20 protein-coding genes are annotated in these 22,799 nt (G+C 58.9%); 9 read left to right on the top strand and 11 right to left on the bottom strand.

The annotated features are described in order from the left end of the window. Positions 1 to 13: 13 nt before the first annotated feature. Genes araD through araB form a run of 3 tightly spaced genes read right to left on the bottom strand, consistent with a single transcriptional unit; the run spans position 14 to position 3,983 of the window. On the bottom strand, positions 14 to 709 hold the full coding sequence (araD, locus tag EBL_RS15930) for an L-ribulose-5-phosphate 4-epimerase (protein ID WP_002464098.1): 696 nt from the start codon (positions 707 to 709) through the stop codon (positions 14 to 16). Between the two features lie 48 nt (positions 710 to 757). Next, positions 758 to 2,260 (bottom strand): L-arabinose isomerase, encoded by a 1,503-nt coding sequence (araA, locus tag EBL_RS15925; RefSeq protein WP_002464097.1) that lies wholly within the window; start codon positions 2,258 to 2,260, stop codon positions 758 to 760. Positions 2,261 to 2,270: 10 nt separating this feature from the next. Further along, positions 2,271 to 3,983 carry a ribulokinase gene (araB, locus tag EBL_RS15920; protein ID WP_002464096.1) on the bottom strand — a complete coding sequence of 571 codons (1,713 nt, stop codon included), beginning with the start codon at positions 3,981 to 3,983 and terminating at the stop codon, positions 2,271 to 2,273. A gap of 325 nt (positions 3,984 to 4,308) precedes the next feature. Between araB and araC the strand changes: the two genes are divergently transcribed. Further along, positions 4,309 to 5,166, top strand: coding sequence for an arabinose operon transcriptional regulator AraC (gene araC, locus EBL_RS15915; RefSeq protein ID WP_002464094.1), 858 nt, complete (start codon positions 4,309 to 4,311; stop codon positions 5,164 to 5,166). Between the two features lie 102 nt (positions 5,167 to 5,268). Next, entirely contained in the window at positions 5,269 to 6,048 is a 780-nt protein-coding gene (locus tag EBL_RS15910) for a DedA family protein (RefSeq protein ID WP_002464093.1), read from the top strand. On the opposite strand, the gene thiQ is transcribed toward EBL_RS15910, so the two are convergent. The 4 genes from thiQ to sgrR all read right to left on the bottom strand — a co-directional run bounded on the left by thiQ (position 6,036) and on the right by sgrR (position 11,063). Next, positions 6,036 to 6,737, bottom strand: a complete 702-nt coding sequence (gene thiQ / locus EBL_RS15905; RefSeq protein ID WP_002464092.1) for a thiamine ABC transporter ATP-binding protein ThiQ — start codon at positions 6,735 to 6,737, stop codon at positions 6,036 to 6,038. The genes EBL_RS15910 and thiQ overlap by 13 nt on opposite strands. Further along, positions 6,721 to 8,337, bottom strand: coding sequence for a thiamine/thiamine pyrophosphate ABC transporter permease ThiP (gene thiP / locus EBL_RS15900; RefSeq protein WP_002464091.1), 1,617 nt, complete (start codon positions 8,335 to 8,337; stop codon positions 6,721 to 6,723). Before thiP ends, thiQ begins: the two co-directional genes overlap by 17 nt. Further along, positions 8,313 to 9,296, bottom strand: coding sequence for a thiamine ABC transporter substrate binding subunit (gene thiB / locus EBL_RS15895; protein WP_014716177.1), 984 nt, complete (start codon positions 9,294 to 9,296; stop codon positions 8,313 to 8,315). The genes thiP and thiB overlap by 25 nt, the downstream gene beginning before the upstream one ends. Before the next feature lie 96 nt (positions 9,297 to 9,392). Next, positions 9,393 to 11,063: an HTH-type transcriptional regulator SgrR gene (gene sgrR, locus EBL_RS15890; RefSeq protein ID WP_002464089.1), complete on the bottom strand. Its 1,671-nt coding sequence runs from the start codon at positions 11,061 to 11,063 to the stop codon at positions 9,393 to 9,395. Positions 11,064 to 11,154: 91 nt separating this feature from the next. On the opposite strand from sgrR, the gene sgrT reads away from it, so the two are divergent. Further along, on the top strand, positions 11,155 to 11,358 hold the full coding sequence (gene sgrT, locus EBL_RS15885) for a glucose uptake inhibitor SgrT (RefSeq protein WP_002464088.1): 204 nt from the start codon (positions 11,155 to 11,157) through the stop codon (positions 11,356 to 11,358). Positions 11,359 to 11,420: 62 nt separating this feature from the next. Here the strand turns inward: sgrT and leuD are convergent, their stop codons facing one another. The 4 genes from leuD to leuA are packed head-to-tail and all read right to left on the bottom strand — an operon-like array spanning position 11,421 to position 16,101. Further along, complete coding sequence (gene leuD, locus EBL_RS15880) at positions 11,421 to 12,026, bottom strand: 3-isopropylmalate dehydratase small subunit (RefSeq protein ID WP_002464086.1); 606 nt, start codon at positions 12,024 to 12,026, stop codon at positions 11,421 to 11,423. Between the two features lie 10 nt (positions 12,027 to 12,036). After that, positions 12,037 to 13,437 carry a 3-isopropylmalate dehydratase large subunit gene (leuC, locus tag EBL_RS15875; protein WP_002464084.1) on the bottom strand — a complete coding sequence of 467 codons (1,401 nt, stop codon included), beginning with the start codon at positions 13,435 to 13,437 and terminating at the stop codon, positions 12,037 to 12,039. A 2-nt stretch (positions 13,438 to 13,439) separates the two neighbouring features. Further along, the gene (leuB, locus tag EBL_RS15870; RefSeq protein ID WP_002464082.1) at positions 13,440 to 14,531 is read right to left on the bottom strand and encodes a 3-isopropylmalate dehydrogenase; all 1,092 of its coding nucleotides are present in this window, start codon (positions 14,529 to 14,531) and stop codon (positions 13,440 to 13,442) included. 1 nt (position 14,532) lies between these two features. Continuing rightward, entirely contained in the window at positions 14,533 to 16,101 is a 1,569-nt protein-coding gene (leuA, locus tag EBL_RS15865) for a 2-isopropylmalate synthase (RefSeq protein WP_002464080.1), read from the bottom strand. Between the two features lie 908 nt (positions 16,102 to 17,009). On the opposite strand from leuA, the gene ilvI reads away from it, so the two are divergent. The 6 genes from ilvI (at position 17,010) to ftsL (ending at position 22,765) form a co-directional block, all read left to right on the top strand. Then, complete coding sequence (gene ilvI / locus EBL_RS15860) at positions 17,010 to 18,734, top strand: acetolactate synthase 3 large subunit (RefSeq protein WP_002464079.1); 1,725 nt, start codon at positions 17,010 to 17,012, stop codon at positions 18,732 to 18,734. A 2-nt stretch (positions 18,735 to 18,736) separates the two neighbouring features. Continuing rightward, complete coding sequence (gene ilvN, locus EBL_RS15855) at positions 18,737 to 19,231, top strand: acetolactate synthase small subunit (RefSeq protein WP_002464075.1); 495 nt, start codon at positions 18,737 to 18,739, stop codon at positions 19,229 to 19,231. A 200-nt stretch (positions 19,232 to 19,431) separates the two neighbouring features. After that, positions 19,432 to 20,436, top strand: a complete 1,005-nt coding sequence (cra, locus tag EBL_RS15850) for a catabolite repressor/activator (RefSeq protein ID WP_002464073.1) — start codon at positions 19,432 to 19,434, stop codon at positions 20,434 to 20,436. A 563-nt stretch (positions 20,437 to 20,999) separates the two neighbouring features. Continuing rightward, on the top strand, positions 21,000 to 21,458 hold the full coding sequence (gene mraZ / locus EBL_RS15845; RefSeq protein WP_002464072.1) for a division/cell wall cluster transcriptional repressor MraZ: 459 nt from the start codon (positions 21,000 to 21,002) through the stop codon (positions 21,456 to 21,458). A 3-nt stretch (positions 21,459 to 21,461) separates the two neighbouring features. Next, on the top strand, positions 21,462 to 22,403 hold the full coding sequence (gene rsmH, locus EBL_RS15840) for a 16S rRNA (cytosine(1402)-N(4))-methyltransferase RsmH (RefSeq protein ID WP_002464070.1): 942 nt from the start codon (positions 21,462 to 21,464) through the stop codon (positions 22,401 to 22,403). Then, positions 22,400 to 22,765 carry a cell division protein FtsL gene (gene ftsL, locus EBL_RS15835; protein WP_002464068.1) on the top strand — a complete coding sequence of 122 codons (366 nt, stop codon included), beginning with the start codon at positions 22,400 to 22,402 and terminating at the stop codon, positions 22,763 to 22,765. The genes rsmH and ftsL overlap by 4 nt, the downstream gene beginning before the upstream one ends. The last annotated feature ends 34 nt before the right edge of the window (positions 22,766 to 22,799 follow it).

Genomic DNA, 22,799 nt, shown 5'->3' with positions numbered 1-22,799 from the left:
GATATATACAGTGTTACTGGCCGTAATAGGCGTGTTTTCCGTGTTTTCGCAGGTAATGTTTATCCAGCAGGGTTGGCTGCATATCCGCCAGCTGCGGTGCCAGCTGGCGGCAGAAGATGCCCATATAGGCCACCTCTTCGAGCACGATAGCGTTGTGCACCGCGTCCATGGCGTCTTTCCCCCAGGTAAAGGGCCCGTGGGAGTGGACCAGCACCCCGGGCATCCGGGCGGGATCAATCCCCTGCTGGCGGAAGGTTTCGGCGATCACTTCGCCGGTTTGCCATTCGTAGTCCGCGTTGATTTCCGCATCGGTCATCTTGCGGGTGCAGGGAATGGTGCCGTAAAAATAGTCCGCGTGGGTGGTGCCGGTGGCCGGGATCCCCTGGCCTGCCTGGGCCCAGATGGTGGCGTGGCGCGAGTGGGTGTGAACAATTCCCCCCAGGGTCGGGAAGCGCTGGTACAGCAAACGGTGGGTTGGGGTATCCGAAGAGGGCTTTTTATGCCCCTCCACGACTTCACCGGTTTCCAGGCTAACGACCACCATATCCCCGGCGGTCATGGCGCTGTACTCCACGCCAGAGGGTTTAATGACAAACAGCCCCTGCTGGCGATCGATAGCGCTGACATTCCCCCAGGTCAGGGTGACCAGATTATGGGCCGGTAACGCCAGATTGGCGTCCAGCACCTGGCGTTTCAGATCCTCTAACATAACAAGCTCTCCACAGCATGGCCCGCCACCGGGCGGGCCGTCAGGGCCTTAGCGTTTTGAACTGTAATAGACTTCATTCCAGCGCAGGGCGTCTTTGAAAGCCGGTAAGCGGGTGTCGTTATCAATCACCGCCAGTTCGAGATCGTTGAGCTCCGCATACAGGCGCATATCGTCCAGGGTGAGGCTCTGGCTGAAGACTGTATGGTGGGCACCACCGGCGAGGATCCAGGCTTCAGAGGCGGTAGGCAGATCCGGCTGAGCCTTCCACAGGGCGTTGGCCACCGGCAGTTTGGGTAAGTCGTGCGGGGTGGCGACTGCATCCACACAGTTGACCAGCAGGCGGAAGCGATCCCCCAGATCGATAAGGCTGGCGTTCAGGGCGGCTCCCGGCCGGGTGTTGAAGATCAGCCGCGCCGGATCATCTTTGCCGCCAATGCCCAGATGCTGCACATCAAGAAGCGGTTTTTCCGCTGTGGCGATAGAGGGGCAGACCTCCAGCATATGGGAGCCCAGCACCAGGTCGTTACCCGGCTCGAAGTGGTAGGTGTAGTCTTCCATAAATGAGGTGCCGCCCTGCAGACCGGTTGACATCACTTTCATAATGCGAACCAGGGCGGCGGTTTTCCAGTCGCCTTCACCGGCAAAGCCGTAGCCCTGCGCCATCAGGCGTTGTACGGCAAGGCCGGGCAGTTGCTTCAGGCCGTGCAGATCTTCAAATGTGGTGGTAAAGGCGTGAAAGCCGCCCGCTTCCAGGAAGCGTTTCATCCCCAGCTCAATGCGCGCCGCGTCAAGGACGTTCTGGCGCTTATCGCCGTTTACCTGAGCGGCCGGGGTCAGGCGGTAGCTGCTTTCGTACTCGTCCACCAGGGCGTTGATATCGCCGGTGCTGACCTCGTTGACCACGGCGACCAGATCGCCAATCCCCCAGGTATTGACCGAGAAACCAAACTTAATCTGGGCGGCGACTTTATCCCCTTCGGTGACCGCCACTTCGCGCATGTTGTCGCCAAAGCGCGCCACTTTCAGCTGGCGGGTATTCTGTTTGACCACCGCCTGGCGCATCCAGGCCGCGATACGCTGATGGGCGCGCGGATCCTGCCAGTGGCCGGTGACCACACTGTGCTGCAGGCGCATACGGGCGCCGATAAACCCGAACTCGCGGCCGCCGTGGGCGGTCTGGTTGAGGTTCATAAAGTCCATATCAATGCTGCCCCAGGGCAACTGGGCGTTGTACTGGGTGTGGAACTGCAGCAGCGGCTTATTGAGAATACTCAGGCCGTTAATCCACATTTTGGCCGGGGAGAAGGTGTGCAGCCAGACCACTAAACCGGCGCACTTGTCGTCGTAGTTGGCATCGCGGCAGATGGCGGTAATTTCATCTGGCGAGGTGCCCAGCGGTTTGAGCACCAGCTTGCAGGGCAGTTTTGCGTCGTTATTGAGCCCGCTGACCACATGTTCAGCATGTTGAGTGACCTGGCGCAGGGTTTCCGGGCCATAGAGGTGCTGGCTGCCGATAACAAACCAGACTTCGTGTTGTGCAAAAATCGTCATGTTCATGTCCTTAACGGGTCAGGGCTACATGGCCTGCCGCAGCGGCGGGCTGTGAAGCGGTTGCGGCAGGAAGATAGTGTTGCTCAGCGCTGGCGGACCATTGCAGGTAGCGCTGATACAGTTGTTCAAAGCGTGCGGCCTCCGGGGCACTGGGTTGCAGGGTATGTTCAACGGGGCTTGCCATATGCTGCTGGGCAGCGGGGATATCGGCGTAAACCCCGGCGGCAACGGCACCAAAGATGGCCGCCCCCAGGGCGCAGCACTGGTCAGATTCAACAATCTGCAGCGGGCGGTTGAGCACGTCGCAGCACACCTGCATGATGGTCAGGTTTTTGCGGGCGATCCCGCCCAGCGCCATCACGTGGTTGACCGGAACCCCCTGGTGGATAAAGCACTCCATAATGGCTCTGGCGCCGAAGGCGGTGGCGGCAATCAGCCCGCCAAACAGGGCCGGGGCATCGGTGCCGAGGTTCAGATCGGTGATAACGCCCTTCAGGCGCTGGTTGGCATAAGGGGTGCGCCGGCCGTTAAACCAGTCGAGGATCACCGGTAAGTGTTCCAGATGCGGATCTTTCGCCCAGGCGGCGGTCAGGACGGGCAGCAGCTGTTTTTTGCTGGCGGCTATCTGCTCTGCCAGCTCCGGGTGTTGCTGTGCGAGCTGATCCAGCGGCCAGCTCAGCACCCGGCTGAACCAGGCGTAAATATCACCAAACGCAGACTGGCCCGCCTCCATACCGATAAAGCCCGGCACCACGCTGCCGTCAACCTGGCCGCAGATACCTTTCACGGTGGTGTCGCCCACGCTGTGCGGGCTGGCGGTGAGAATATCGCAGGTGGAAGTCCCAATCACTTTCACCAGGGTGTTGGGCCGGGCGCCTGCGCCTACCGCCCCCATATGGCAGTCAAAGGCGCCACCGGCAATCACCACGCTCCGGGGCAGCCCCAGGCGCTGGGCCCACTCCGGGCTCAGGGTGCCGACCGGCACATCCGCAGTCCAGGTGTCGGTAAACAGCGGGTATTCAAGATGGCGGTTAATCACCGGGTCCAGCTCATCAAAGAAGCTGGCCGGGGGGAGCCCGCCCCAGCTTTCATGCCACAGGGCTTTATGGCCTGCGGCGCAGCGGCTGCGCTTTAACTGACCGGGTGCCGTGGTCCCGCTCAGCAGGGCCGGGATCCAGTCGCAGAGTTCAACCCAGGAGGCGGCGCTTTGCGCGACGGCCCCGTCGCCTTTCGTGACGTGGAGTATTTTGGCCCAGAACCACTCGCTGGAGTACACGCCGCCGATATAGCGCGAGTAATCGGTTTTGCCGGTCTGATGGCACAGGCGGGTGATGGCTTCCGCCTCTTCGACTGCCGTGTGGTCTTTCCACAGCACAAACATGGCATTCGGGTTGTCGGCAAATTCCGGCAGCAGGGCCAGCACTTCACCACGGGCATTGACCGGCGCGGGGGTGGAGCCGGTGGTATCGACCCCGATACCGACCACGCGGGCCCGCTGCTCGTCGCTCAGCCCGGCCAGTGCGCCGCACAGCGCCTGCTCCATTGATTCAATATAATCGCGCGGGTGGTGGCGAAACTGGTTGCGGGAGGCATCGCAAAATTGCCCCTGCTGCCAGCGGGAGTACCACGCTACGCTACTCGCCAGCTCCTGGCCGGTGGCGCAGTCTACCGCCAGCGCGCGAACGGAATCACTACCAAAGTCCAGACCCAGTGCAATTGCCATCAGATCACTCCATGGATTAAACAGATATGACTGAACAGTAGAGTCCGTGGCAAAAACCGGTCAGGCTTCAAACGCTGATCTTATGGATTATCTGGCTGTCAGGATGAGAACTGTGACGCCCCGCAAATATTCAATGTGGACATATCTGCCGCAGTTATAGACACTTCTGTTATGGCTTCTGAGGGAAATATCCGGTCTGAATTCTGGCGGCATGCGGTCCGTAAGGGGTTAACGCGGGCAACGGGCGTGCCGGAGGGGCAATAAGAAAATAAACCGTCAATATGGACAAATGGTTTCTGTACAAAGCTGCCGAGGAGCGCGCGTTATGGCCGAACCACAAAACGATCCCCTGTTACCCGGTTACTCGTTTAATGCCCACCTGGTCGCGGGGCTGACCCCCATAGAGGCCGACGGGCCGCTGGATTTTTTTATTGACCGGCCGCTGGGCATGAAGGGGTTTATCCTCAATCTGACCATCCGGGGGGAGGGGCTGGTCTACAACCAGGAGAATCAGTATTGCTGTAAACCCGGCGATATTTTGCTGTTTCCGCCGGGGGAGATTCACCACTATGGCCGCCACCCGCAGAGCAGCTGCTGGTATCACCAGTGGGTCTATTTCCGCCCCCGGGCCTACTGGATGGAGTGGCTCAACTGGCCGCTGCTGTTTGCCCAGACCGGTATTTACCGGCCGGATGACGAGCACCTGTCGCGCTTTTCCACGCTGTTTTCGCAAGTGATTGATGCCGCCCAGAGCGGCGGGCGCTATGCGGAGTTGCTGGCTATAAACCTGCTGGAGCAGCTGTTGTTGCGCCGTATGGCGGTGATTAGCGAGTCGCTTAACCCGCCGCTGGATAACCGGGTGCGTGACGCCTGTCAGTATATCAGCGACCACCTGGCAGACAGCCAGTTTGATATTGCCAGCGTAGCGCAGCACGTCTGTTTATCTCCCAGCCGCTTATCCCACCTGTTCCGCCAGCAGCTTGGGGTGAGTGTGCTTAACTGGCGTGAGGATCAGCGCATCAGCCAGGCGAAGCTGCTGCTCAGCACCACCCGGATGCCGATTGCCAGTGTCGGGCGCAATGTGGGGTTTGAGGATCAGCTATACTTTTCCCGGGTATTTAAGAAATGTACCGGGGCCAGCCCCAGTGAATTCCGGGCGGGATGTGAGCTGATGGACCGGTGACTCGCTGGCGGGTGTAGAGTTTTGTATATCTCCGGCTCCGCGTCTTGACGCTACCGGGCGCTGCCGGGACAATCGCCAGTTCGTATTATTACTGGACGCGGTATGGAAGCACTGTTTGAGCATTTCATCACCCATTCGGCCAGCTGGGCGCTGTTTGCCGTGTGGCTGGTGGCATTTACGGAATCCCTGGCGCTGGTTGGCCTGCTGATGCCCGGCACTCTGGCGATGGCGGGGCTCGGGGCGCTGATCGGCAGTGGTCAGGTGGGGTTCTACCCGGCGTGGCTGGTGGCCGCCAGTGGCTGTTTTCTCGCTGACTGGATCTCCCTGTGGCTCGGGTGGCGGTTTAAAGCGCCACTGCACCGCTGGAGCTTTCTCAAAAAGCACAAGTCGATGCTCGATAAAACCGAGATGGCCCTGTACCAGCACAGCATGTTTACCATTCTGATGGGGCGGTTTATCGGCCCGACGCGCCCGCTGGTGCCGATGGTGGCCGGGATGCTGGGCCTGCCGGTGCGCAAGTTTATCGCCCCCAATATTACCGGCTGTATTTTATGGCCGCCGCTCTACTTTATGCCGGGGATCCTCGCCGGTGCCGCGATTGATATACCTGAAGCGTTACAAAGTGCTGCCTTTAAATGGCAGCTACTGGGGCTCGCCCTGTTACTGTGGCTGGCCGGGTGGCTGTGCTGGCGCTGGTGGCGCAGCCTGCCTGTGGGGGGCGGGAAAACCCTGAAACTGCTGCCCCGCCAGCGGCTGAACTGGCTGGCGCCGCTGGTGCTTGTGGCCGCCATTGCGGCACTGGTGGTGATGGCACACAACCCCCTGATGCCGGAATACCTGAATATCCTCTCCCGGGTGCTGGGGCTGGGCTACGGGGCGTGAATGCCCAGCAGCCTGGCGGCGCTGCTTTCACCGCGCAGTAGGGCCGCCGTATCACCACTCCACAGTACCCGGCCTTCCCCGACCACCACACTGCGCGGCGCAATGCGCTGTGCGTCTTCCAGACTGTGCGACACCATTAACAGGGTCAGCTGGCGGGTGCGGCACACCTCATCCAGTAGTGCGAGCATCTCCTGGCGCAGGGCCGGATCAAGGGCCGAGAACGGCTCGTCCAGCAGCAGGATCGGCTGCTGGCGGACCAGACACCGGGCCAGTGCCGCCCGCTGACGCTGGCCGCCGGACAGCTGATCCGGTTTGCTGTCCAGCAGCTCACTCAGCCCCATCTGGCTGGCGATACGCTGCAACTGATCGCGTTGATCCGCTGTCAGCCGCAGGCCAGGATCCAGCCCCAGGCCGATGTTACGGGCCACCGAGAGGTGGCTGAACAGGTTATTTTCCTGAAACAGCATCGAGACCGGGCGTGCCGCAGGCGCAGTGGTGGTGTGATCCTCGCCATTGAGCAGGATCTGCCCGTGGGTCGGGGTCAGGAAGCCGGCAATCAGGTTCAGCAGGGTGCTCTTCCCGGCCCCGCTGGGGCCGAGGATGGCCACCCGCTCCCCGGCGCGCACATCCAGGGTAAAGCGCATGGGTAAGTGGCGGTACAGCCAGGTGACATCATTCAGCGTTAGCATGGCGCTCCCCAAAACGTTCAATCAGGCTAAAGAGCAGAAAACAGAGCAGCAGCAGGATCAGCGCAGTGACCGCCCCCTGCTGGCCGCGATAGGCCCCCATTTGCTGGTACAGCCAGAAGGGCAGGGTGCGGAAATCGTCGCTGCCAAACAGCGCCACCACGCCAAAATCGCCAATCGACAACACGCAGGCAAAAGCCAGCGCCTGGGCCAGGGGCCGGGACAGGGCGCGCATTTCTATCCACCAGAGCCGCTGTAGCCCGTGGAGCCCGAGGGACTGGCACAGGCGCGAATAGCGCCCGGCCATGTCGCGCATCGGGTTTTCCAGCACTTTCATGGCGTAGGGGATAGCCATCAGGGCATTGGTGAGGATGACGATACCGTCCGGGTGCTGCGGCAGCCCCGTGGTCTGGCTGCACAGCAGGAAAAAGCCCGTCGCCAGGACGATACCCGGCATCGCCAGGATGAGCATGCCGGAAAGTTCGAGGCACTGCCCGGCGAGGATATGCTGGCGCAGGCGCAGCTCTCTGGCGCTCCACAGCAGCATCATGGTCAGCAGCACGCACAGCAGCCCGGCACCAAGGGCGATACGCAATGATGTGCCCAGCGCCTGCCAGAGCACCGCCGAGCCCAGCACGGGGAGCAGATCCCGGTTCAGACCATCGCTTATCACCGCCAGCAGCGGCGGCAGCAGGAGGAGCAGGGCGAGCAGGATCAGCAGGCTGTCGGTACAGCGGCTGAGCAGACTGTCCCCGGGGTTACGCCAGACCGGGGGCTGCGGCGTGCCCGCCGGTAGCGACGGACTAAAACGCTGGCTGAGCAGCATCAGCCCCAGGCAGCACCCCATCTGGAGCAGGGCCAGCAGTGCGGCTTTACCCGGATCATAATCAAAACTGAGCGCCTGGTAGATGGCCAGCTCAATGGTGGTGGCCCGGGGGCCGCCGCCCAGCGCCAGTACCGTGGCGAAGCTGGCGAAGCAGAGCATAAAGACGAGGGCCGCAACCGGCAGGATCTGGCGGCGCAGCCAGGGCCACTCAACCAGCCGGAAGAACGCCCCGCTCCCCATGCCTAACTGGGCGGCCAGCAGGCGTTGCTCTGGCGGGATCTGCTCCAGGGCCTGTAACAGCAGGCGGGTAGCCAGCGGCAGGTTAAAGAAGACATGGGCCAGCAAAATGCCCCCCAGCCCGTAGGGTGAGAAGTGCCACTCCAGCCCAAGCCGGGTAAACAGCGTGGCCAGCCAGCCTTCCCGGCCATAGACGGTCAGCAGCCCGAACACCGCCACCAGCACTGGTAATACCAGGGTCATGGCGCATAAACGCAGCAGCAGCGTGCGCCCGGGGAAGCGGCGGCGGCTCAGGGCTCGGGCCAGGGCAATGGCGGGCAGCACCGAGCACAGGGCGGAGAGCAGCGCCTGCCAGAAAGAAAAACGCACCACATGCCACAGGTAACTGTCCTGCAGGAGGTGGCCGGGGTCGCTTTGGGGGGCGCTGAGCCACAGGGTGGTGAACGCCGCCAGGGCTATCCCCAGCACCAGCCCGGCGGCCAGCAGCCCGGGCAGCAGCCAGCCGGGGAGAAGACTCAGCGGCTGACGGCGCGTTGCCATGCGTTGATCCAGTCGCTGCGCTGGCGGGCCACTTCCGCCGGGGTGAATTCCAGTGCGCTGGCCGGTTTCATCAGCGCGTTAAATTCCGCAGGCAGGGCGACAGAGGTCACCGGGTACATCCAGTTACCGGCAGGAATGGTGTTCTGGAATGCCGGGGTGGCAATAAACTGCATAAATTCTTCCGCCAGGGCGGGCTGTTTACTGCCTGCCAGGCGGCCTGCGACCTCAACTTGTAAGTAGTGCCCTTCGCTGAAACGGGCGGCGGCATAACTGGATTTTTTTTCAGCAATCAGATGGTAAGCCGGTGAGGTGGTATAGCTCAGCACCAGATCGCTCTCTCCTTTGAGGAACAGGCCGTAGGCTTCGCTCCAGCCTTTGGTGACGGTGACCGTCTTGCGCGCCAGTTTTTGCCAGGCGGCGGGGGCCTCTGCGCCATAGACTTTTTGCATCCACAGTAGCAGGCCAAGCCCCGGGGTGCTGGTGCGCGGATCCTGGTAAATTACCCGCCATTTTTCCGGGCTCTCTACCAGCTCACGCAGGCTTTGCGGCGGGTTTTTGAGTTTGTTTTTATCGTACACAAAGGCGAAATAGCCGTAGTCATAGGGGACAAACGTGGTGTTGTGCCAGCCGCCGGGGAGGGTGAATACCGTGTTATCCACCCCGGACGGTGCAAACAACCCGGTGCGGGTGGCCGCCTCCAGCAGGTTGTTATCCAGCCCGAGTACAACATCCGCTTTGCTGTTTTTCCCCTCCATGCGCAGGCGGTTAAGCAGCGAGACCCCGTCCTCCAGGGCGACAAATTTAAGCTCACACCCGCACCGGGCTTCAAAGGCTTTTTTCACCGCCGGGCCCGGGCCCCATTCGGCAGCAAAGGAGTCATAGGTATAGACCGTGAGTAGCGGCTTCGCCATGGCCGGTGCGCAGAGCAGCAGCAGGAGCGGAAGGAGTCGTTTAAGCACTTTACTTTCCCTGGTTGGCGTGATGTTAACCAGCGCCGCCAGACGGCCCCGGTAAGAGCGCCATATTGTAATGACTGCGCACCTTTTGCGAAAGATTTACGGCTCCGGCGGGGCAAACCAGGCGGATTTAAAGTCAAACCAGCCGAGGGTGTTCATCCGCACGCCGCGCATACTGCGCTGCCCCTCGATAGTCAGCCAGTGGTGGATAAGCGGCACTATCTGTTGCTCTGCCAGCAGTTGCTGGCACCAGGCGGGCAGATCCAGCTCACCGGCACGCCAGCGCCGGGCATCGCCCTGCCAGTCGCGCTCAATACAGCGCTGTAGCAGAGGGATATCAAACAGATGGGCGAACAGGGAGAACTCCAGCGGCAGGGTGAAATTCGCGCTGTTAAGCCAGATATCGCTGCTCTCTTCACCCTGGTGCCAGTCCGGATAGTCCGTCTCCCGGATATGCAGCGTAACCCCGTGGGCGGCCAGCAGTGTGGCCATGATCCGGGCAATAAGCTGGTGCTCTGCGTGCTCCCGGTAGTAGGTGATGGTCAGCGTGCTCAGCCCGGCGGGTTTTGGGGTATGGGGCGTCTGGGGGGCATGGTGCCAGCGCGGCAGAAGCCCCCAGGCCGGAAACCAGTAGCGCTGGTACTGGGGGTCTGCGTGGGCTATCAGGTTCACCGGGGAGAGCACCTGGCTTACCCAGCGGCGCACGTCAGGGCGCTGCGCCGTGGGGGAGCGCTTGTCAAACAGCAGATAATAGCAGCCCTCTTCCAGGCGGCTTTCGAAGGATTTTTGGTTATCGGGTGACGAGTGGCTGGTGGTCTGGAGTTGCACCCCGCAGGTTTGATCATCGCTGAGATCCGCTAATACCCAGATATTGACCTCATCAATCAGCGCCCGGAAGCCGAAGTAGTCCTCAAAGGCGCGGATTTGTAGCTGGTTGCGGTTATTGCGCTCCACCGAGTAGGGGCCGGTGCCGAAGGGGCGGCTGGCAAAACCGTTCACGGAGGGCCACTCCCGGGGCAGGATCATCGCGCTGGTGCTGGCCACCAGCCACGGCAGCCAGCGGTCTGGCTGGCTGAGCGTGATATCCAGTGTCCAGGGGGTAGCTGAGCTCACCCCGGTAATATGGGCATACAGGGGCAGGGCCGTAATGCGCTGCAGGGCGCTGATGACATCGTCCATTTCCAGTTCCCGCCCGTGGTGAAAGTGGATCCCCGGGCGCAGATAAAAGCGCCAGTGCAGCGGCGTTAACTGCTGCCAGTGGTGGGCAATATCCGCTTCCAGTTCCCCGTTTTCCTCATTTATCCGGGTCAGGCCGTTGAAGATCTGCCGGGCGATATGGGTTTCTGAACGGCGCAGGGCCGTACCGGGCAGCAGGTTAAGCAGCGGGCGGTAGTACAGCACCCGCAGAATATGGCGCCCCTGGCGAAAGCTGCGCCCGAGGTGGGAGAGCAGCATCTGGCGGACGGCGGCCTTATCGCCCACGATATCCACCAGCTGGTCGATCCGGTCCTGTTCGAGCAGATCTTCCGCCCGCTGCTGTTGCAGGCTCAGGCCGGTGTAAATAAAGGCGAGCCGGGAGCGCTTACCGCGGCCCGCTTCGGCCTGCCAGGTGAGCCAGCCTTTATCCTGCATGCTGTTGAGCAGGGTGCGCATATGGCGGCGGGAGCAACTGAGCAGGGCGGCCAGCTCGCTGAGGGTGACCAGGCGGTCCTGGCCATCACAACACTGCCAGAGACGAATAAACTGCTGTTGCAGACGACTGGAGGACATAAAAGAGGAACTCCCGGCAGAAACTCATCAATTTTACAGATCCTATATTACGTGAATACTTATCCGTGATGAAAGCGCGGAGGTGTGGAAAATGAAATCAGCGGCGATGGCGTTCTGGAAAGACTATTTTGTGGCAACGCACACAGCAAACCGCTCATGGCTGGCCCGCCTGAGTGTTCAGCAGCGTTTGCAGACTCTGGATTATCTTATGCAGTGGGAGCTGAATGGCACTGAGGCTGCCGTTTCCCCGGCCGTGAAGGACAACGGGGAGCCCGCGGGAAGTTTGTGTTACTGAGTATTGGTGAATATCACCCGCCAGCAGTAAGTTACTGCTGGCTTTTTTTATGGTGGGACGTGTTAGCGCATAAACGCCGGTTGTTGCTGCTCGTAGGCGGCGATGGCCGCGTCGTGCTGCAGGGTCAGGCCAATGCTGTCCAGGCCGTTCAGCATGCAGTGGCGGCGGAAGCTATCCAGCGTGAAGGGGTAGGTTTTCTCCCCGGCGTGGACCTCCATCGCCTCCAGATCCACGGTGAAGGTGATCCCCGGATGGGTCGTGACCAGGGTGAACAGCTCGTCCACTTCGGCCTCGCTCAGTTTCACCGGCAGTAACTGGTTGTTAAACGCGTTGCCGTAGAAGATATCGGCAAAGCTCGGGGCAATCACCACCCGGAAACCGTAGTCAGTCAGCGCCCAGGGGGCGTGCTCGCGGGAGGAGCCACAGCCAAAGTTTTCCCGGGCCAGCAGAATAGAGGCCCCCTGATACTGAGGGTAGTTCAGGACGAACTCCGGGTTGGGCTGCTGGCCTTTATCGTCCAGAAAGCGCCAGTCGTTAAACAGATGTGCCCCGAAACCGGTGCGGGTCACCTTTTGCAGAAACTGCTTAGGAATGATTGCATCGGTATCGACGTTTGCCGCGTCCAGCGGGGCCACCAGACCGGTGTGCCGGATAAATTTCTCTGCCATGGTGTTCCCCTTATTTCAGCGTACGGATATCGGCAAAATGACCTGCGACGGCCGCGGCAGCGGCCATGGCCGGGCTGACCAGATGGGTGCGCCCGCCGCGCCCCTGGCGGCCTTCAAAATTACGGTTACTGGTGGAGGCGCAGCGCTCCCCCGGGTTCAGACGATCGTTGTTCATCGCCAGGCACATGGAGCAGCCCGGCAGGCGCCATTCGAAACCGGCCGCAATGAAGATCTTGTCCAGCCCTTCGGCTTCAGCCTGGGCTTTGACCGGACCGGAGCCCGGCACCACCATGGCCTGCACCCCCGGGGCCACTTTACGGCCTTTTGCCACTTCGGCGGCGGCGCGTAAATCCTCAATGCGCGAGTTAGTACAGGAGCCAATAAACACCTTGTCGATGGCGACATCGGTCAGCGGGATCCCGGGCTTCAGATCCATATAGGCCAGGGCTTTTTCGGCAGAGGCGCGCTCTACCGGGTCACTGAAGGAGGCCGGGTCCGGAATGGCCTCGTTAACGGAAATTACCTGGCCGGGGTTGGTCCCCCAGGTAACCTGGGGGGCAATGTCGGCTGCATCCAGGGTCACGACGGTGTCAAACCGGGCGCCATCGTCAGTTTTCAGGGTTTCCCACCAGGCGACGGCGGCGTCGAAATCGGCACCTTTGGGCGCGTGCTGGCGGCCTTTGACATAGGCAAATGTGGTGGCATCCGGGGCAACCAGGCCCGCTTTGGCGCCCATCTCAATGGCCATATTGCACAGGGTCATCCGGCCTTCCATGCTCAGTGCCTCAATGGCCGGGCCGCAGAACTCCACCACATGGCCGGTGCCCCCGGCGCTGCCGGTTTTACCGATGATCGCCAGCACGATATCTTTGGCGGTGATCCCCGGGGCTGCACGCCCCGTGACCTCAATTTTCATGGTCTTCGCCCGGCCCTGTTTCAGGGTCTGGGTGGCCATCACGTGCTCCACTTCTGAGGTGCCGATACCGAAGGCCAGCGCCCCGAATGCACCGTGGGTGGCGGTGTGTGAGTCCCCACAAACAATCGTCATTCCCGGCAGGGTGATCCCCTGTTCCGGGCCCATCACGTGGACGATACCCTGATATTGATGGTTCAGATCGTAGAGCTCAACACCGAACTCCTGGCAGTTTTTAATCAGCTCCTGCATCTGGATGCGGGCCATTTCACCGCTGGCGTTGATGTCTTTGGTCTGGGTAGAGACGTTATGGTCCATGGTGGCGAAAGTTTTCCCGGGCTGGCGCAGTTTGCGCCCGTGGGCGCGCAGGCCGTCAAACGCCTGGGGAGAGGTCACCTCATGGACCAGGTGGCGGTCAATGTACAGTAACGGAGTTTCGTTGGGAGCCTCATGGACGATATGGGCATCAAACAACTTTTCATACAATGTTCTGGCCATGATTACACCCCCTGAGCCACATAGCGGGCAATGATATCGCCCATTTCAGATGTTCCGACAGCCGCAGAATCCCGGGCCAGATCGGCGGTACGCACGCCGTTTTCCAGCGCCTGGTTTACCGCCAGCTCAATCGCCCGGGCCGCCTCTTCGGCGTTCAGGCTGTAGCGCAGCAGCAGGGCCAGGGAGAGGATCTGGGCCACCGGGTTGGCAATATCTTTACCGGCAATATCCGGGGCGGAGCCACCGGCAGGCTCATACAGGCCAAACCCCTGATCGTTGAGGCTGGCAGAGGGCAGCATCCCCATGGAGCCGGTGATCATGGCGCATTCGTCAGACAGAATATCCCCGAACAGGTTAGAGCAGAGCATGACGTCAAACTGGCCAGGATCTTTTATCAGCTGCATGGTGGCGTTATCGATATACATATGGTTCAGGGCCACGTCCGGGTAGGCTTTCCCCATCTCGGTGACAATTTCACGCCACAGCAGCGAGGTTTGCAGCACGTTGGCTTTATCAATTGAGGTGACTTTACTGCCGCGTTTGCGGGCGGCCTCAAAGGCGATACGGGCAATGCGTTCGATTTCGAAGCGATGGTAAACCTCCGTATCGAAGGCTTTTTCATGCTGGCCGCTGCCTTCGCGGCCTTTGGGCTGGCCAAAGTAGATGCCGCCGGTCAGCTCGCGCACGCACAGAATATCAAAGCCCCGCCCGGCAATATCCGCACGCAGCGGGCAGAACTCCTCCAGCCCCTGGTAGAGCCGGGCCGGGCGCAGGTTACTGAACAGGCGGAAATGTTTGCGCAGCGGCAGCAGCGCACCGCGCTCCGGCTGGTCGTTAGGCGGCAGGTGTTCCCATTTCGGGCCGCCCACGGAGCCAAACAGGATGGCATCCGCTTTTTCACAGCCTTCAATGGTTGCCGCCGGCAGCGGGGTGCCGTGGTTATCAATCGCGGCGCCGCCCACGTCATACTGGCTGGTGGTGATGCGCATACCGAAGCGCTCGCGCACGGCGTCCAGCACTTTTAATGCCTGAGCCATGATCTCAGGGCCGATGCCGTCACCGGCTAATACTGCAATATGATGAGTCTTTGACATGTCACACGGTTTCCTGGTTGGATTCTTTTTCAGCTTTACGTTGTAATTCTTTTTCGACTTCCCCTGCGCGCCAGATATTGTTCAGGACATGCACCATGGCCTTGGCGGAGGATTCAACAATGTCGGTTGCCAGGCCAATACCGTGGAAACGGCGGCCCTGGTAATTGACCACAATATCGACCTGGCCGAGGGCGTTTTTACCCTGGCCTTTGGCGCCTAACTGGTAGGTGACCAGCTCTACGTCGTAGCCGGTGATCCGGTGGATAGCCTGGTAGACCGCATCCACCGGGCCGTTGCCGGTGCAGGCTTCAGATTTCACTTCATCGCCGCAGGCCAGTTGTACTGTCGCGGTGGAGACCACGCTGGAGCCTGACTGCACATTGAAGTAGTCCAGACGGAAATGCTCCGGCTCTTCCTGCTGTTTATTAATAAAGGCCAGCGCTTCTAAATCGTAATCAAATACCTGGCCTTTTTTGTCGGCCAGCTTCAGGAACGCGTCGTACAGGTCGTCCATGTTGTAGTCACTTTCCTTATAGCCCATTTCCTCCATGCGGTGTTTCACTGCCGCACGCCCTGATCGGGAGGTCAGGTTCAGTTGCACCTGGTTCAGGCCGATGGACTCCGGGGTCATGATTTCGTAGTTTTCGCGGTTTTTCAGTACCCCGTCCTGGTGGATACCCGAAGAGTGGGCAAAGGCACCGGCGCCAACCACCGCTTTGTTGGCCGGAATCGGCATATTGCACAGCTGGCTTACTGTCTGGCTGGTGCGCCAGATTTCGTTATGCCGGGTATTGGTGTGCACGCCCATAATGTCTTTGCGCACTTTGATAGCCATGATCACTTCTTCCAGTGAGCAGTTACCGGCGCGCTCGCCAATGCCGTTAATGGTGCCTTCAACCTGGCGTGCGCCTGCGTGCACGGCGGCGATTGCGTTGCCCACCGCCATGCCCAGATCGTCATGGGTATGCACTGAGATGATGGCTTTATCGATATTCGGCACCCGCTGGTACAGGCCGCTAATGATGTTTGAGAACTCAAACGGCATGGTGTAGCCCACGGTGTCCGGGATATTGATGGTGGTGGCACCCGCGCTGATGGCCGCCTCCACAACCCAGGCCAGATCGGCAATGGGGGTACGACCGGCATCTTCACAGGAGAATTCGACATCGTCGGTATAATTACGCGCCCGCTTCACCATATACACCGCGCGCTCAATCACCTCGTCCAGGGTGCTGCGTAATTTGGTGGCGATATGCATGGGTGAGGTGGCGATAAACGTGTGGATGCGAAACGCCTCTGCGACGCGTAATGACTCTGCTGCCACGTCGATATCTTTTTCCACACAGCGTGCCAGGCCACACACCCGGCTGTTTTTGATGTTGCGGGCAATGGTCTGAACGGACTCAAAATCACCCGGTGAAGAGACCGGAAAACCCACTTCCATCACGTCAATGCCCATCCGCTCCAGGGCCAGCGCAATTTGCAGTTTTTCCTTCACACTCAGGCTGGCCTGCAGTGCCTGTTCACCATCACGTAATGTCGTATCGAAAATAATGACTTGCTGGCTCATGGGTTTCGTCCTGTTTTTGGTTCTGGCGCCGTGGCGAGGGCAAAAAAAAACCCGCGCAACGGCGCGGGTTTTTTGGCTGGTCAGAAGGCTCAAGGTTCAACGCCGCCCACCAGGCTACCGCGCACGAAAAATGCGATTAGTAGTAGACCGAGTAGGCGTTGAGTGTGAATCATTGAGTCAGACCCCAGTAATAGTGAATGCTTTTAGTGGTACTTGATATGGGCGGGCGTGTCAACAGATGTTTTTTCTGATCACTAAAAATCATTTATGCTAATGAAAAATAACGCAGCGTAGTCTGCTGGTTGTTTGGCAAATATTTAGATTTATTCACTGTGTTTTTGCCTGCGCCAGAGACTGAAATCGTTATATTGCTATTTTACGGCCCGGCGTGGTGTTATTCCCCATCCATCCCCACTGTGTGTAACGATAATCACATGGCGGTGTGGATAATAATAAAATATTTACAATCAGTTGATTTAAATGAATTTTTAATTGTCACGCAAAGAGGTGCATGTGGAATCGATAAATATCGATTTTCCGGCGGCGGCCCGTGCTGGATAAAAATGGCGATATGGATTTTTATCCTGATATTCGCCATGACGAAATGGCTTACAACCGTCTGCGGGATGATTTATTTGATTAATAACCATAAGTGTTGCTTATGGCGAAATAAATGAACTGAGCCGACGTGGCGATATAGATTTTTTCGCTGTTAAATCTGACTTTATCAGTAACTCGCCATCCCCGGGGCGCTGAGTGGTGCCAGAATGGCGATTGCCTGGCCGATTTTGAGCGGTTATGTTAACCGGATAAGAAAAAACAACACCAGGCAGGGGCCACCCTGCCAGATGGGCGAACCGGGAACGATTTCCGGCGCCCGACGCAACACAACAGCCTGGAGGCAAATGATGGAGATGTTGTCTGGAGCCGAGATGGTCGTCCGATCGCTTATCGATCAGGGCGTCAAACAAGTATTTGGATACCCCGGTGGCGCAGTGCTGGATATTTATGACGCGCTACACACCATTGGCGGCATTGATCATGTGCTGGTGCGTCATGAGCAGGCTGCGGTGCATATGGCTGATGGTCTGGCCCGTGCCACGGGTGAGGTGGGTGTGGTACTTGTGACCTCCGGCCCCGGCGCCACCAATGCGATTACCGGTATTGCCACTGCGTATATGGACTCCATTCCGCTGGTGGTGCTCTCCGGCCAGGTGGCCACGTCGCTCATCGGATACGATGCGTTCCAGGAGTGCGATATGGTGGGGATCTCCCGCCCGGTGGTGAAACACAGCTTTCTGGTCAAGCAGGCGGAAGATATCCCCGGGGTGCTGAAAAAAGCCTTCTGGCTGGCGGCCAGCGGCCGCCCAGGCCCGGTGGTGGTGGATTTACCCAAAGATATTCTTAACCCGGCCCACAAGCTGCCTTATGTCTATCCTGAGTCGGTCAGTATGCGCTCCTATAACCCCACCACTCAGGGGCATAAAGGGCAAATCAAGCGCGCACTGCAAACCCTGGTGGCGGCCAGGCAGCCGGTGGTGTATGTGGGCGGCGGGGCGATTAACTCCGCCTGTAGCGCTGAACTGCAGCAACTGGTTGAGGCGCTGAACATTCCGGTGGCGTCGTCACTGATGGGGCTTGGGGCATTCCCGGGGAGCCATCGCCAGGCGCTGGGTATGCTGGGGATGCATGGCACCTATGAAGCCAACATGGCGATGCATAACGCCGATGTGATTTTTGCCGTCGGGGTGCGTTTTGACGATCGCACCACCAACAATCTGGCGAAATACTGCCCGAACGCCACCGTACTGCATATCGATATTGATCCCGCCTCGATCTCGAAAACCGTGGCGGCCGATATCCCGATTGTGGGCGATGCAAAAACCGTGCTTCAGCAAATGCTGGAGCTGTTGCCCCAGGAGGCGGGTAAGCAGCCAATGGATGCCCTGCGCGACTGGTGGCAGAGCGTTGAGCAGTGGCGCGCCCGCCGCTGTCTGAGCTATGACCATACCAGTGCGAAGATCAAACCCCAGGCGGTGATTGAGACCCTCTATCGCCTGACCGGGGGGGATGCCTATGTCACGTCTGATGTGGGCCAGCACCAGATGTTTGCCGCCCTGCATTACACCTTTGACAAGCCGCGGCGCTGGATCAACTCCGGCGGTCTGGGCACCATGGGCTTCGGGCTGCCCGCAGCGCTGGGGGTGAAACTGGCGTTTCCGGAAGAGACCGTGGTGTGTGTGACCGGCGACGGCAGTATCCAGATGAACATTCAGGAGCTGTCTACCGCGCTGCAATACCGCCTGCCGGTGCTGGTGCTGAACCTGAACAACCGCTACCTGGGGATGGTGAAGCAGTGGCAGGATATGATCTACTCCGGGCGTCACTCCCAGTCCTATATGGAGTCGTTACCGGATTTTGTCCGTCTTGCTGAAGCCTACGGCCACGTGGGGATTGGCATTAGCAAACCTGAAGAGCTGGAGAGCAAACTCCGCGAAGCCCTGGAGCTGGTGCGTAATGACCGCCTGGTGTTTGTGGATGTCAATGTCGATGGCACTGAGCACGTCTACCCGATGCAAGTTCGCGGCGGTGGAATGGACGAAATGTGGTTAAGTAAAACGGAGAGAACCTGATTATGCGCCGGATATTATCTGTATTACTGGAGAATGAGTCCGGGGCCCTGTCCCGGGTAATTGGTCTGTTCTCTCAGCGTGGTTATAACATTGAAAGCCTGACGGTGGCCCCCACGGACGATCCGACCCTGTCGCGGATGACAATCCAGACTGTCGGGGATGAAAAAGTTATCGAGCAGATAGAAAAGCAGCTGCATAAGCTGGTGGACGTGCTGCGGGTGACTGAGCTTGGCCAGGGGGCGTATGTTGAGCGCGAAATGATGCTGGTGAAGATCCAGGCCAGCGGTTACGGGCGTGAAGAGGTAAAACGCAGCACGGAAATTTTCCGTGGTCAGATTATCGATGTCACCCCGTCTCTCTATACGGTTCAGCTGGTGGGCACCAGCGATAAGCTGGATGCGTTCCTCGCCACGGTGCGTGAAGTGGCGAAGATTGTCGAAGTGGCCCGCTCCGGTGTGGTGGGATTGTCCCGGGGTGATAAACTGATCGCCGGTTAAGCCTGCGCGGCGCGTTGCCGCCCTTCCAGTGTGTGATCTGATTCACAAGCCCGGTAGCCGATACCGGGCTTTTTATTGATAATGCCGGGAAAGGAACCGCAATAAATGCATGGCGCGGTATTATCCTGTGAACAGAATAAAAACGAGCTAACCTGTGCTCACATGAGATGCAGGCTTGTGCAACGCATTAAGGGGTTATTGTGAAACTGGACGAAATTGCGCGCCTGGCCGGGGTATCCCGAACGACAGCCAGTTATGTGATCAATGGAAAGGCCCGCCAGTACCGGGTAAGCGATAAAACGGTTGAAAAAGTGATGGCGGTGGTGCGTGAGCATAACTACCACCCCAACGCGGTTGCCGCGGGCCTGCGCGCCGGGCGTACCCGCTCTATTGGCCTGGTGATTCCCGATCTGGAAAACACCAGCTACACCCGTATTGCCAACTATCTGGAGCGCCAGGCCCGCCAGCGTGGTTATCAGTTACTGATAGCCTGCTCGGAAGACCAGCCAGACAACGAAATGCGCTGTGTTGAGCACCTGCTGCAGCGCCAGGTGGATGCGATTATCGTCTCCACATCGCTGCCGCCGGAGCATCCTTTCTACCAGCGCTGGGCGAATGACCCGTTCCCGATTGTCGCCCTTGACCGGGCGCTGGATCGTGAACATTTCACCAGTGTGGTGGGGGCGGATCAGGAAGACGCAGAGATGCTCGCCCGGGAGTTACGCACCTTCCCGGCGGAGCGGGTTCTGTATCTGGGAGCGCTGCCGGAGCTGTCGGTCAGCTTCCTGCGTGAGCAGGGCTTCCGTACCGCCTGGCAGGGGGATCCGCGTCAGGTGGATTATCTGTATGCCAACAGCTACGAGCGCGACGCCGCCGCCCAGCTGTTTGATAACTGGCTGGAGACCCACCCCATGCCGGACGCGCTGTTCACCACGTCGTTTGCGTTGCTGCAGGGGGTACTGGATGTGACGCTGCGCCGGGACGGGAAGCTGCCATCTGATCTGGCCATCGCCACATTTGGCGATCACGAACTGCTGGATTTCCTCCAGTGTCCGGTGCTGGCCGTGGCTCAGCGCCACCGGGAAGTGGCCGAGCGGGTGCTGGAGCTGGTGCTGGCCAAGCTCGACGAGCCGAAGAAAATCAAAACCGGGCTAAACCGTATTCGGCGTAATCTGTATCGCCGCGGAACCCTGAGCCGTAATTAATTAACCGAAGGCAGTTTTCAAACTGCCTTTTCATTTTCAGACAATTCTTTATATAAGGATTCTATTTTCTGAACAGGCGATTAATAGTCGTTTTTTAGTAGTAATATAACCGGTAACTTGGTAACGATTTATTTCCACAGACGGTTTTTTGTTGCGTAATTGTTATCGCTGAAATAATTATCTGCCTCACCGTCTCCCTTCACCAGCGATGTGCGTGCTATCCGGGCCCGGGCCCGCTATCTGGCGCTGTTATCGAAACCCGAATTGCCTTAGAATGCCGCCTGCGTCGCAAACTGAGCAGCTCAGCCATTTTGTTGTTCTGCAGTTTTTTTAACGTTCAGCATGTTTATTCGTCGTGATTTCTCGCAAATATTCAGACCGTTAATTCAGCCTCGCGCAAACCGCGATTTTTCTCAGCGCAATTTATCTCTGTAAATAGTGTCAGGAATTAATCCTCTGGTGCCGGAGTCGGCTTGACAAGGTTTTCCTCCGCTCCGTAAACTCTTTGAGTGGGATTTTGTGGGATAAAGTGGCGGAAAAGGGCAACATAGGGTGAGGCTGGCATGTTCCGAGGGGCTTCGTTAGTTAATCTCGACAGCAAGGGGCGGTTATCCGTACCCACCCGTTACCGGGAAATGCTGCAGGAGATCTCTGCCGGTCAAATGGTGTGCACCATTGATATCCACCACCCCTGCCTGCTGCTCTATACCCTCCCTGAGTGGGAAATTATTGAGCAAAAACTGGCCCGGCTTTCCAGCATGAACCCGGCTGAACGCAGGGTGCAGCGTTTGCTGTTAGGCCATGCCAGTGAGTGCCAGATGGACAGCGCAGGGCGCTTGTTGCTGGCCCCGGTGTTAAGACAGCACGCCGGTTTAACCAAAGAAGTGATGCTGGTCGGGCAGTTTAATAAGTTTGAACTGTGGGATGAGACGACCTGGTATCAACAGGTCAGGGAAGACATCGACGCTGAGCAATCCTCCGCACAAGCCTTGTCGGAGCGGCTGCAGGACTTGTCACTTTAAATAATGATGGAAAATTTTAAACATACCTCCGTACTGCTTGATGAGGCCGTAAACGGCCTGAATATTCGCCAGGACGGGATTTATATTGATGGCACCTTCGGTCGCGGTGGCCATTCGCGTCTTATCTTGTCCCGGCTGGGGCCGGAAGGGCGCCTGCTGGCTATTGATCGCGACCCGCAGGCCATTGAAGCGTCGAAAGCCATCAATGACCCGCGTTTTTCCATCGTTCATGGACCTTTCTCGGCGCTGGCGGAGTATGCCCGCGAGCGCGATCTTCAGGGCCGGATCGACGGTATTTTGCTCGATCTTGGCGTCTCTTCACCGCAGCTGGATGATCCTGAGCGCGGCTTCTCGTTTATGCGTGACGGGCCGCTGGATATGCGCATGGATCCCACCCGCGGCCAGTCAGCGTCTGACTGGTTGCTGAATGCCGAAGAAGCCGACATCGCCTGGGTGCTGAAAACCTTTGGCGAGGAGCGCTTCGCCAAACGTATTGCCCGGGCCATTGTGGAGCGTAACCGCGAGCAGCCTATGCTGCGCACGAAAGAGCTGGCAGACGTAGTGGCGGCGGCAACCCCGGTGAAAGACAAATTCAAACATCCTGCGACCCGCACCTTTCAGGCGGTTCGTATCTGGGTAAACAGTGAACTTGAGGAAATAGAGCAGGCGCTAAAAGGCGCCCTGGACGTTCTGGCCCCGGGAGGCCGGCTGTCTGTTATCAGTTTCCACTCGCTGGAAGACCGTATTGTGAAGCGCTTTATGCGTGAGCAAAGCCGCGGTCCGCAAGTACCGGCAGGGTTACCGATGACCGAAGAGCAACTCAGGAAGCTGGGTGGGCGTCAGTTAAGGGCGTTAGGAAAGTTGATGCCGGGCGAACACGAAGTGGCAGAGAACCCACGAGCCCGTAGTTCAGTGCTGCGTATCGCAGAGAGGACGAACGTATGATAGGCAGAGTGACAGAGACCCTGAGCCGGGTGAAAGGATCGTTAGGAAGCAGCGAGCGCCATGCCTTGCCTGGCGTGATCGGCAGCGATCTCCTGCGCCACGGGAAACTGCCGCTCTGCCTGTTTATTGCCATCATACTCACCGCCGTTTTTGTGGTAACCACTGCCCACCACACGCGATTGCTGACCGCGCAGCGCGAACAACTGGTGGTGGAGCGTGATGCTCTGGATATTGAGTGGCGCAACCTGATTCTGGAAGAGAACGCCCTGGGCGATCACAGCCGGGTTGAGCGGATCGCTAACGACAAGTTACAAATGCAGCATGTTGATCCTTCACAGGAAAATATTGTGGTCCAGCAGTAATGACCGGATTAAGCAATAAGGAATTACGCGATCG

Origin of the sequence: Shimwellia blattae DSM 4481 = NBRC 105725 (assembly GCF_000262305.1) — a bacterium.
Classification (GTDB): domain Bacteria; phylum Pseudomonadota; class Gammaproteobacteria; order Enterobacterales; family Enterobacteriaceae; genus Shimwellia; species Shimwellia blattae.
Note: the sequence above shows the minus strand (reverse complement) of the source record. Positions and strands in the feature narration are given on the sequence as shown.

Bases quoted from the DNA above. Each gene is read 5' to 3' on its own strand.
- ilvN (WP_002464075.1), top strand. From the start codon at position 18,737: ATGCGCCGGATATTATCTGTATTACTGGAGAATGAGTCCGGGGCCCTG.
- sgrT (WP_002464088.1), top strand. From the start codon at position 11,155: ATGAAATCAGCGGCGATGGCGTTCTGGAAAGACTATTTTGTGGCAACG.
- leuD (WP_002464086.1), bottom strand. From the start codon at position 12,026: ATGGCAGAGAAATTTATCCGGCACACCGGTCTGGTGGCCCCGCTGGAC.
- thiQ (WP_002464092.1), bottom strand. From the start codon at position 6,737: ATGCTAACGCTGAATGATGTCACCTGGCTGTACCGCCACTTACCCATG.
- araB (WP_002464096.1), bottom strand. From the start codon at position 3,983: ATGGCAATTGCACTGGGTCTGGACTTTGGTAGTGATTCCGTTCGCGCG.
- mraZ (WP_002464072.1), top strand. From the start codon at position 21,000: ATGTTCCGAGGGGCTTCGTTAGTTAATCTCGACAGCAAGGGGCGGTTA.
- EBL_RS15910 (WP_002464093.1), top strand. From the start codon at position 5,269: ATGGAAGCACTGTTTGAGCATTTCATCACCCATTCGGCCAGCTGGGCG.
- ftsL (WP_002464068.1), top strand. From the start codon at position 22,400: ATGATAGGCAGAGTGACAGAGACCCTGAGCCGGGTGAAAGGATCGTTA.
- rsmH (WP_002464070.1), top strand. From the start codon at position 21,462: ATGATGGAAAATTTTAAACATACCTCCGTACTGCTTGATGAGGCCGTA.
- araA (WP_002464097.1), bottom strand. From the start codon at position 2,260: ATGACGATTTTTGCACAACACGAAGTCTGGTTTGTTATCGGCAGCCAG.
- leuC (WP_002464084.1), bottom strand. From the start codon at position 13,437: ATGGCCAGAACATTGTATGAAAAGTTGTTTGATGCCCATATCGTCCAT.
- sgrR (WP_002464089.1), bottom strand. From the start codon at position 11,063: ATGTCCTCCAGTCGTCTGCAACAGCAGTTTATTCGTCTCTGGCAGTGT.
- araC (WP_002464094.1), top strand. From the start codon at position 4,309: ATGGCCGAACCACAAAACGATCCCCTGTTACCCGGTTACTCGTTTAAT.
- ilvI (WP_002464079.1), top strand. From the start codon at position 17,010: ATGGAGATGTTGTCTGGAGCCGAGATGGTCGTCCGATCGCTTATCGAT.
- leuA (WP_002464080.1), bottom strand. From the start codon at position 16,101: ATGAGCCAGCAAGTCATTATTTTCGATACGACATTACGTGATGGTGAA.
- thiP (WP_002464091.1), bottom strand. From the start codon at position 8,337: ATGGCAACGCGCCGTCAGCCGCTGAGTCTTCTCCCCGGCTGGCTGCTG.
- leuB (WP_002464082.1), bottom strand. From the start codon at position 14,531: ATGTCAAAGACTCATCATATTGCAGTATTAGCCGGTGACGGCATCGGC.
- araD (WP_002464098.1), bottom strand. From the start codon at position 709: ATGTTAGAGGATCTGAAACGCCAGGTGCTGGACGCCAATCTGGCGTTA.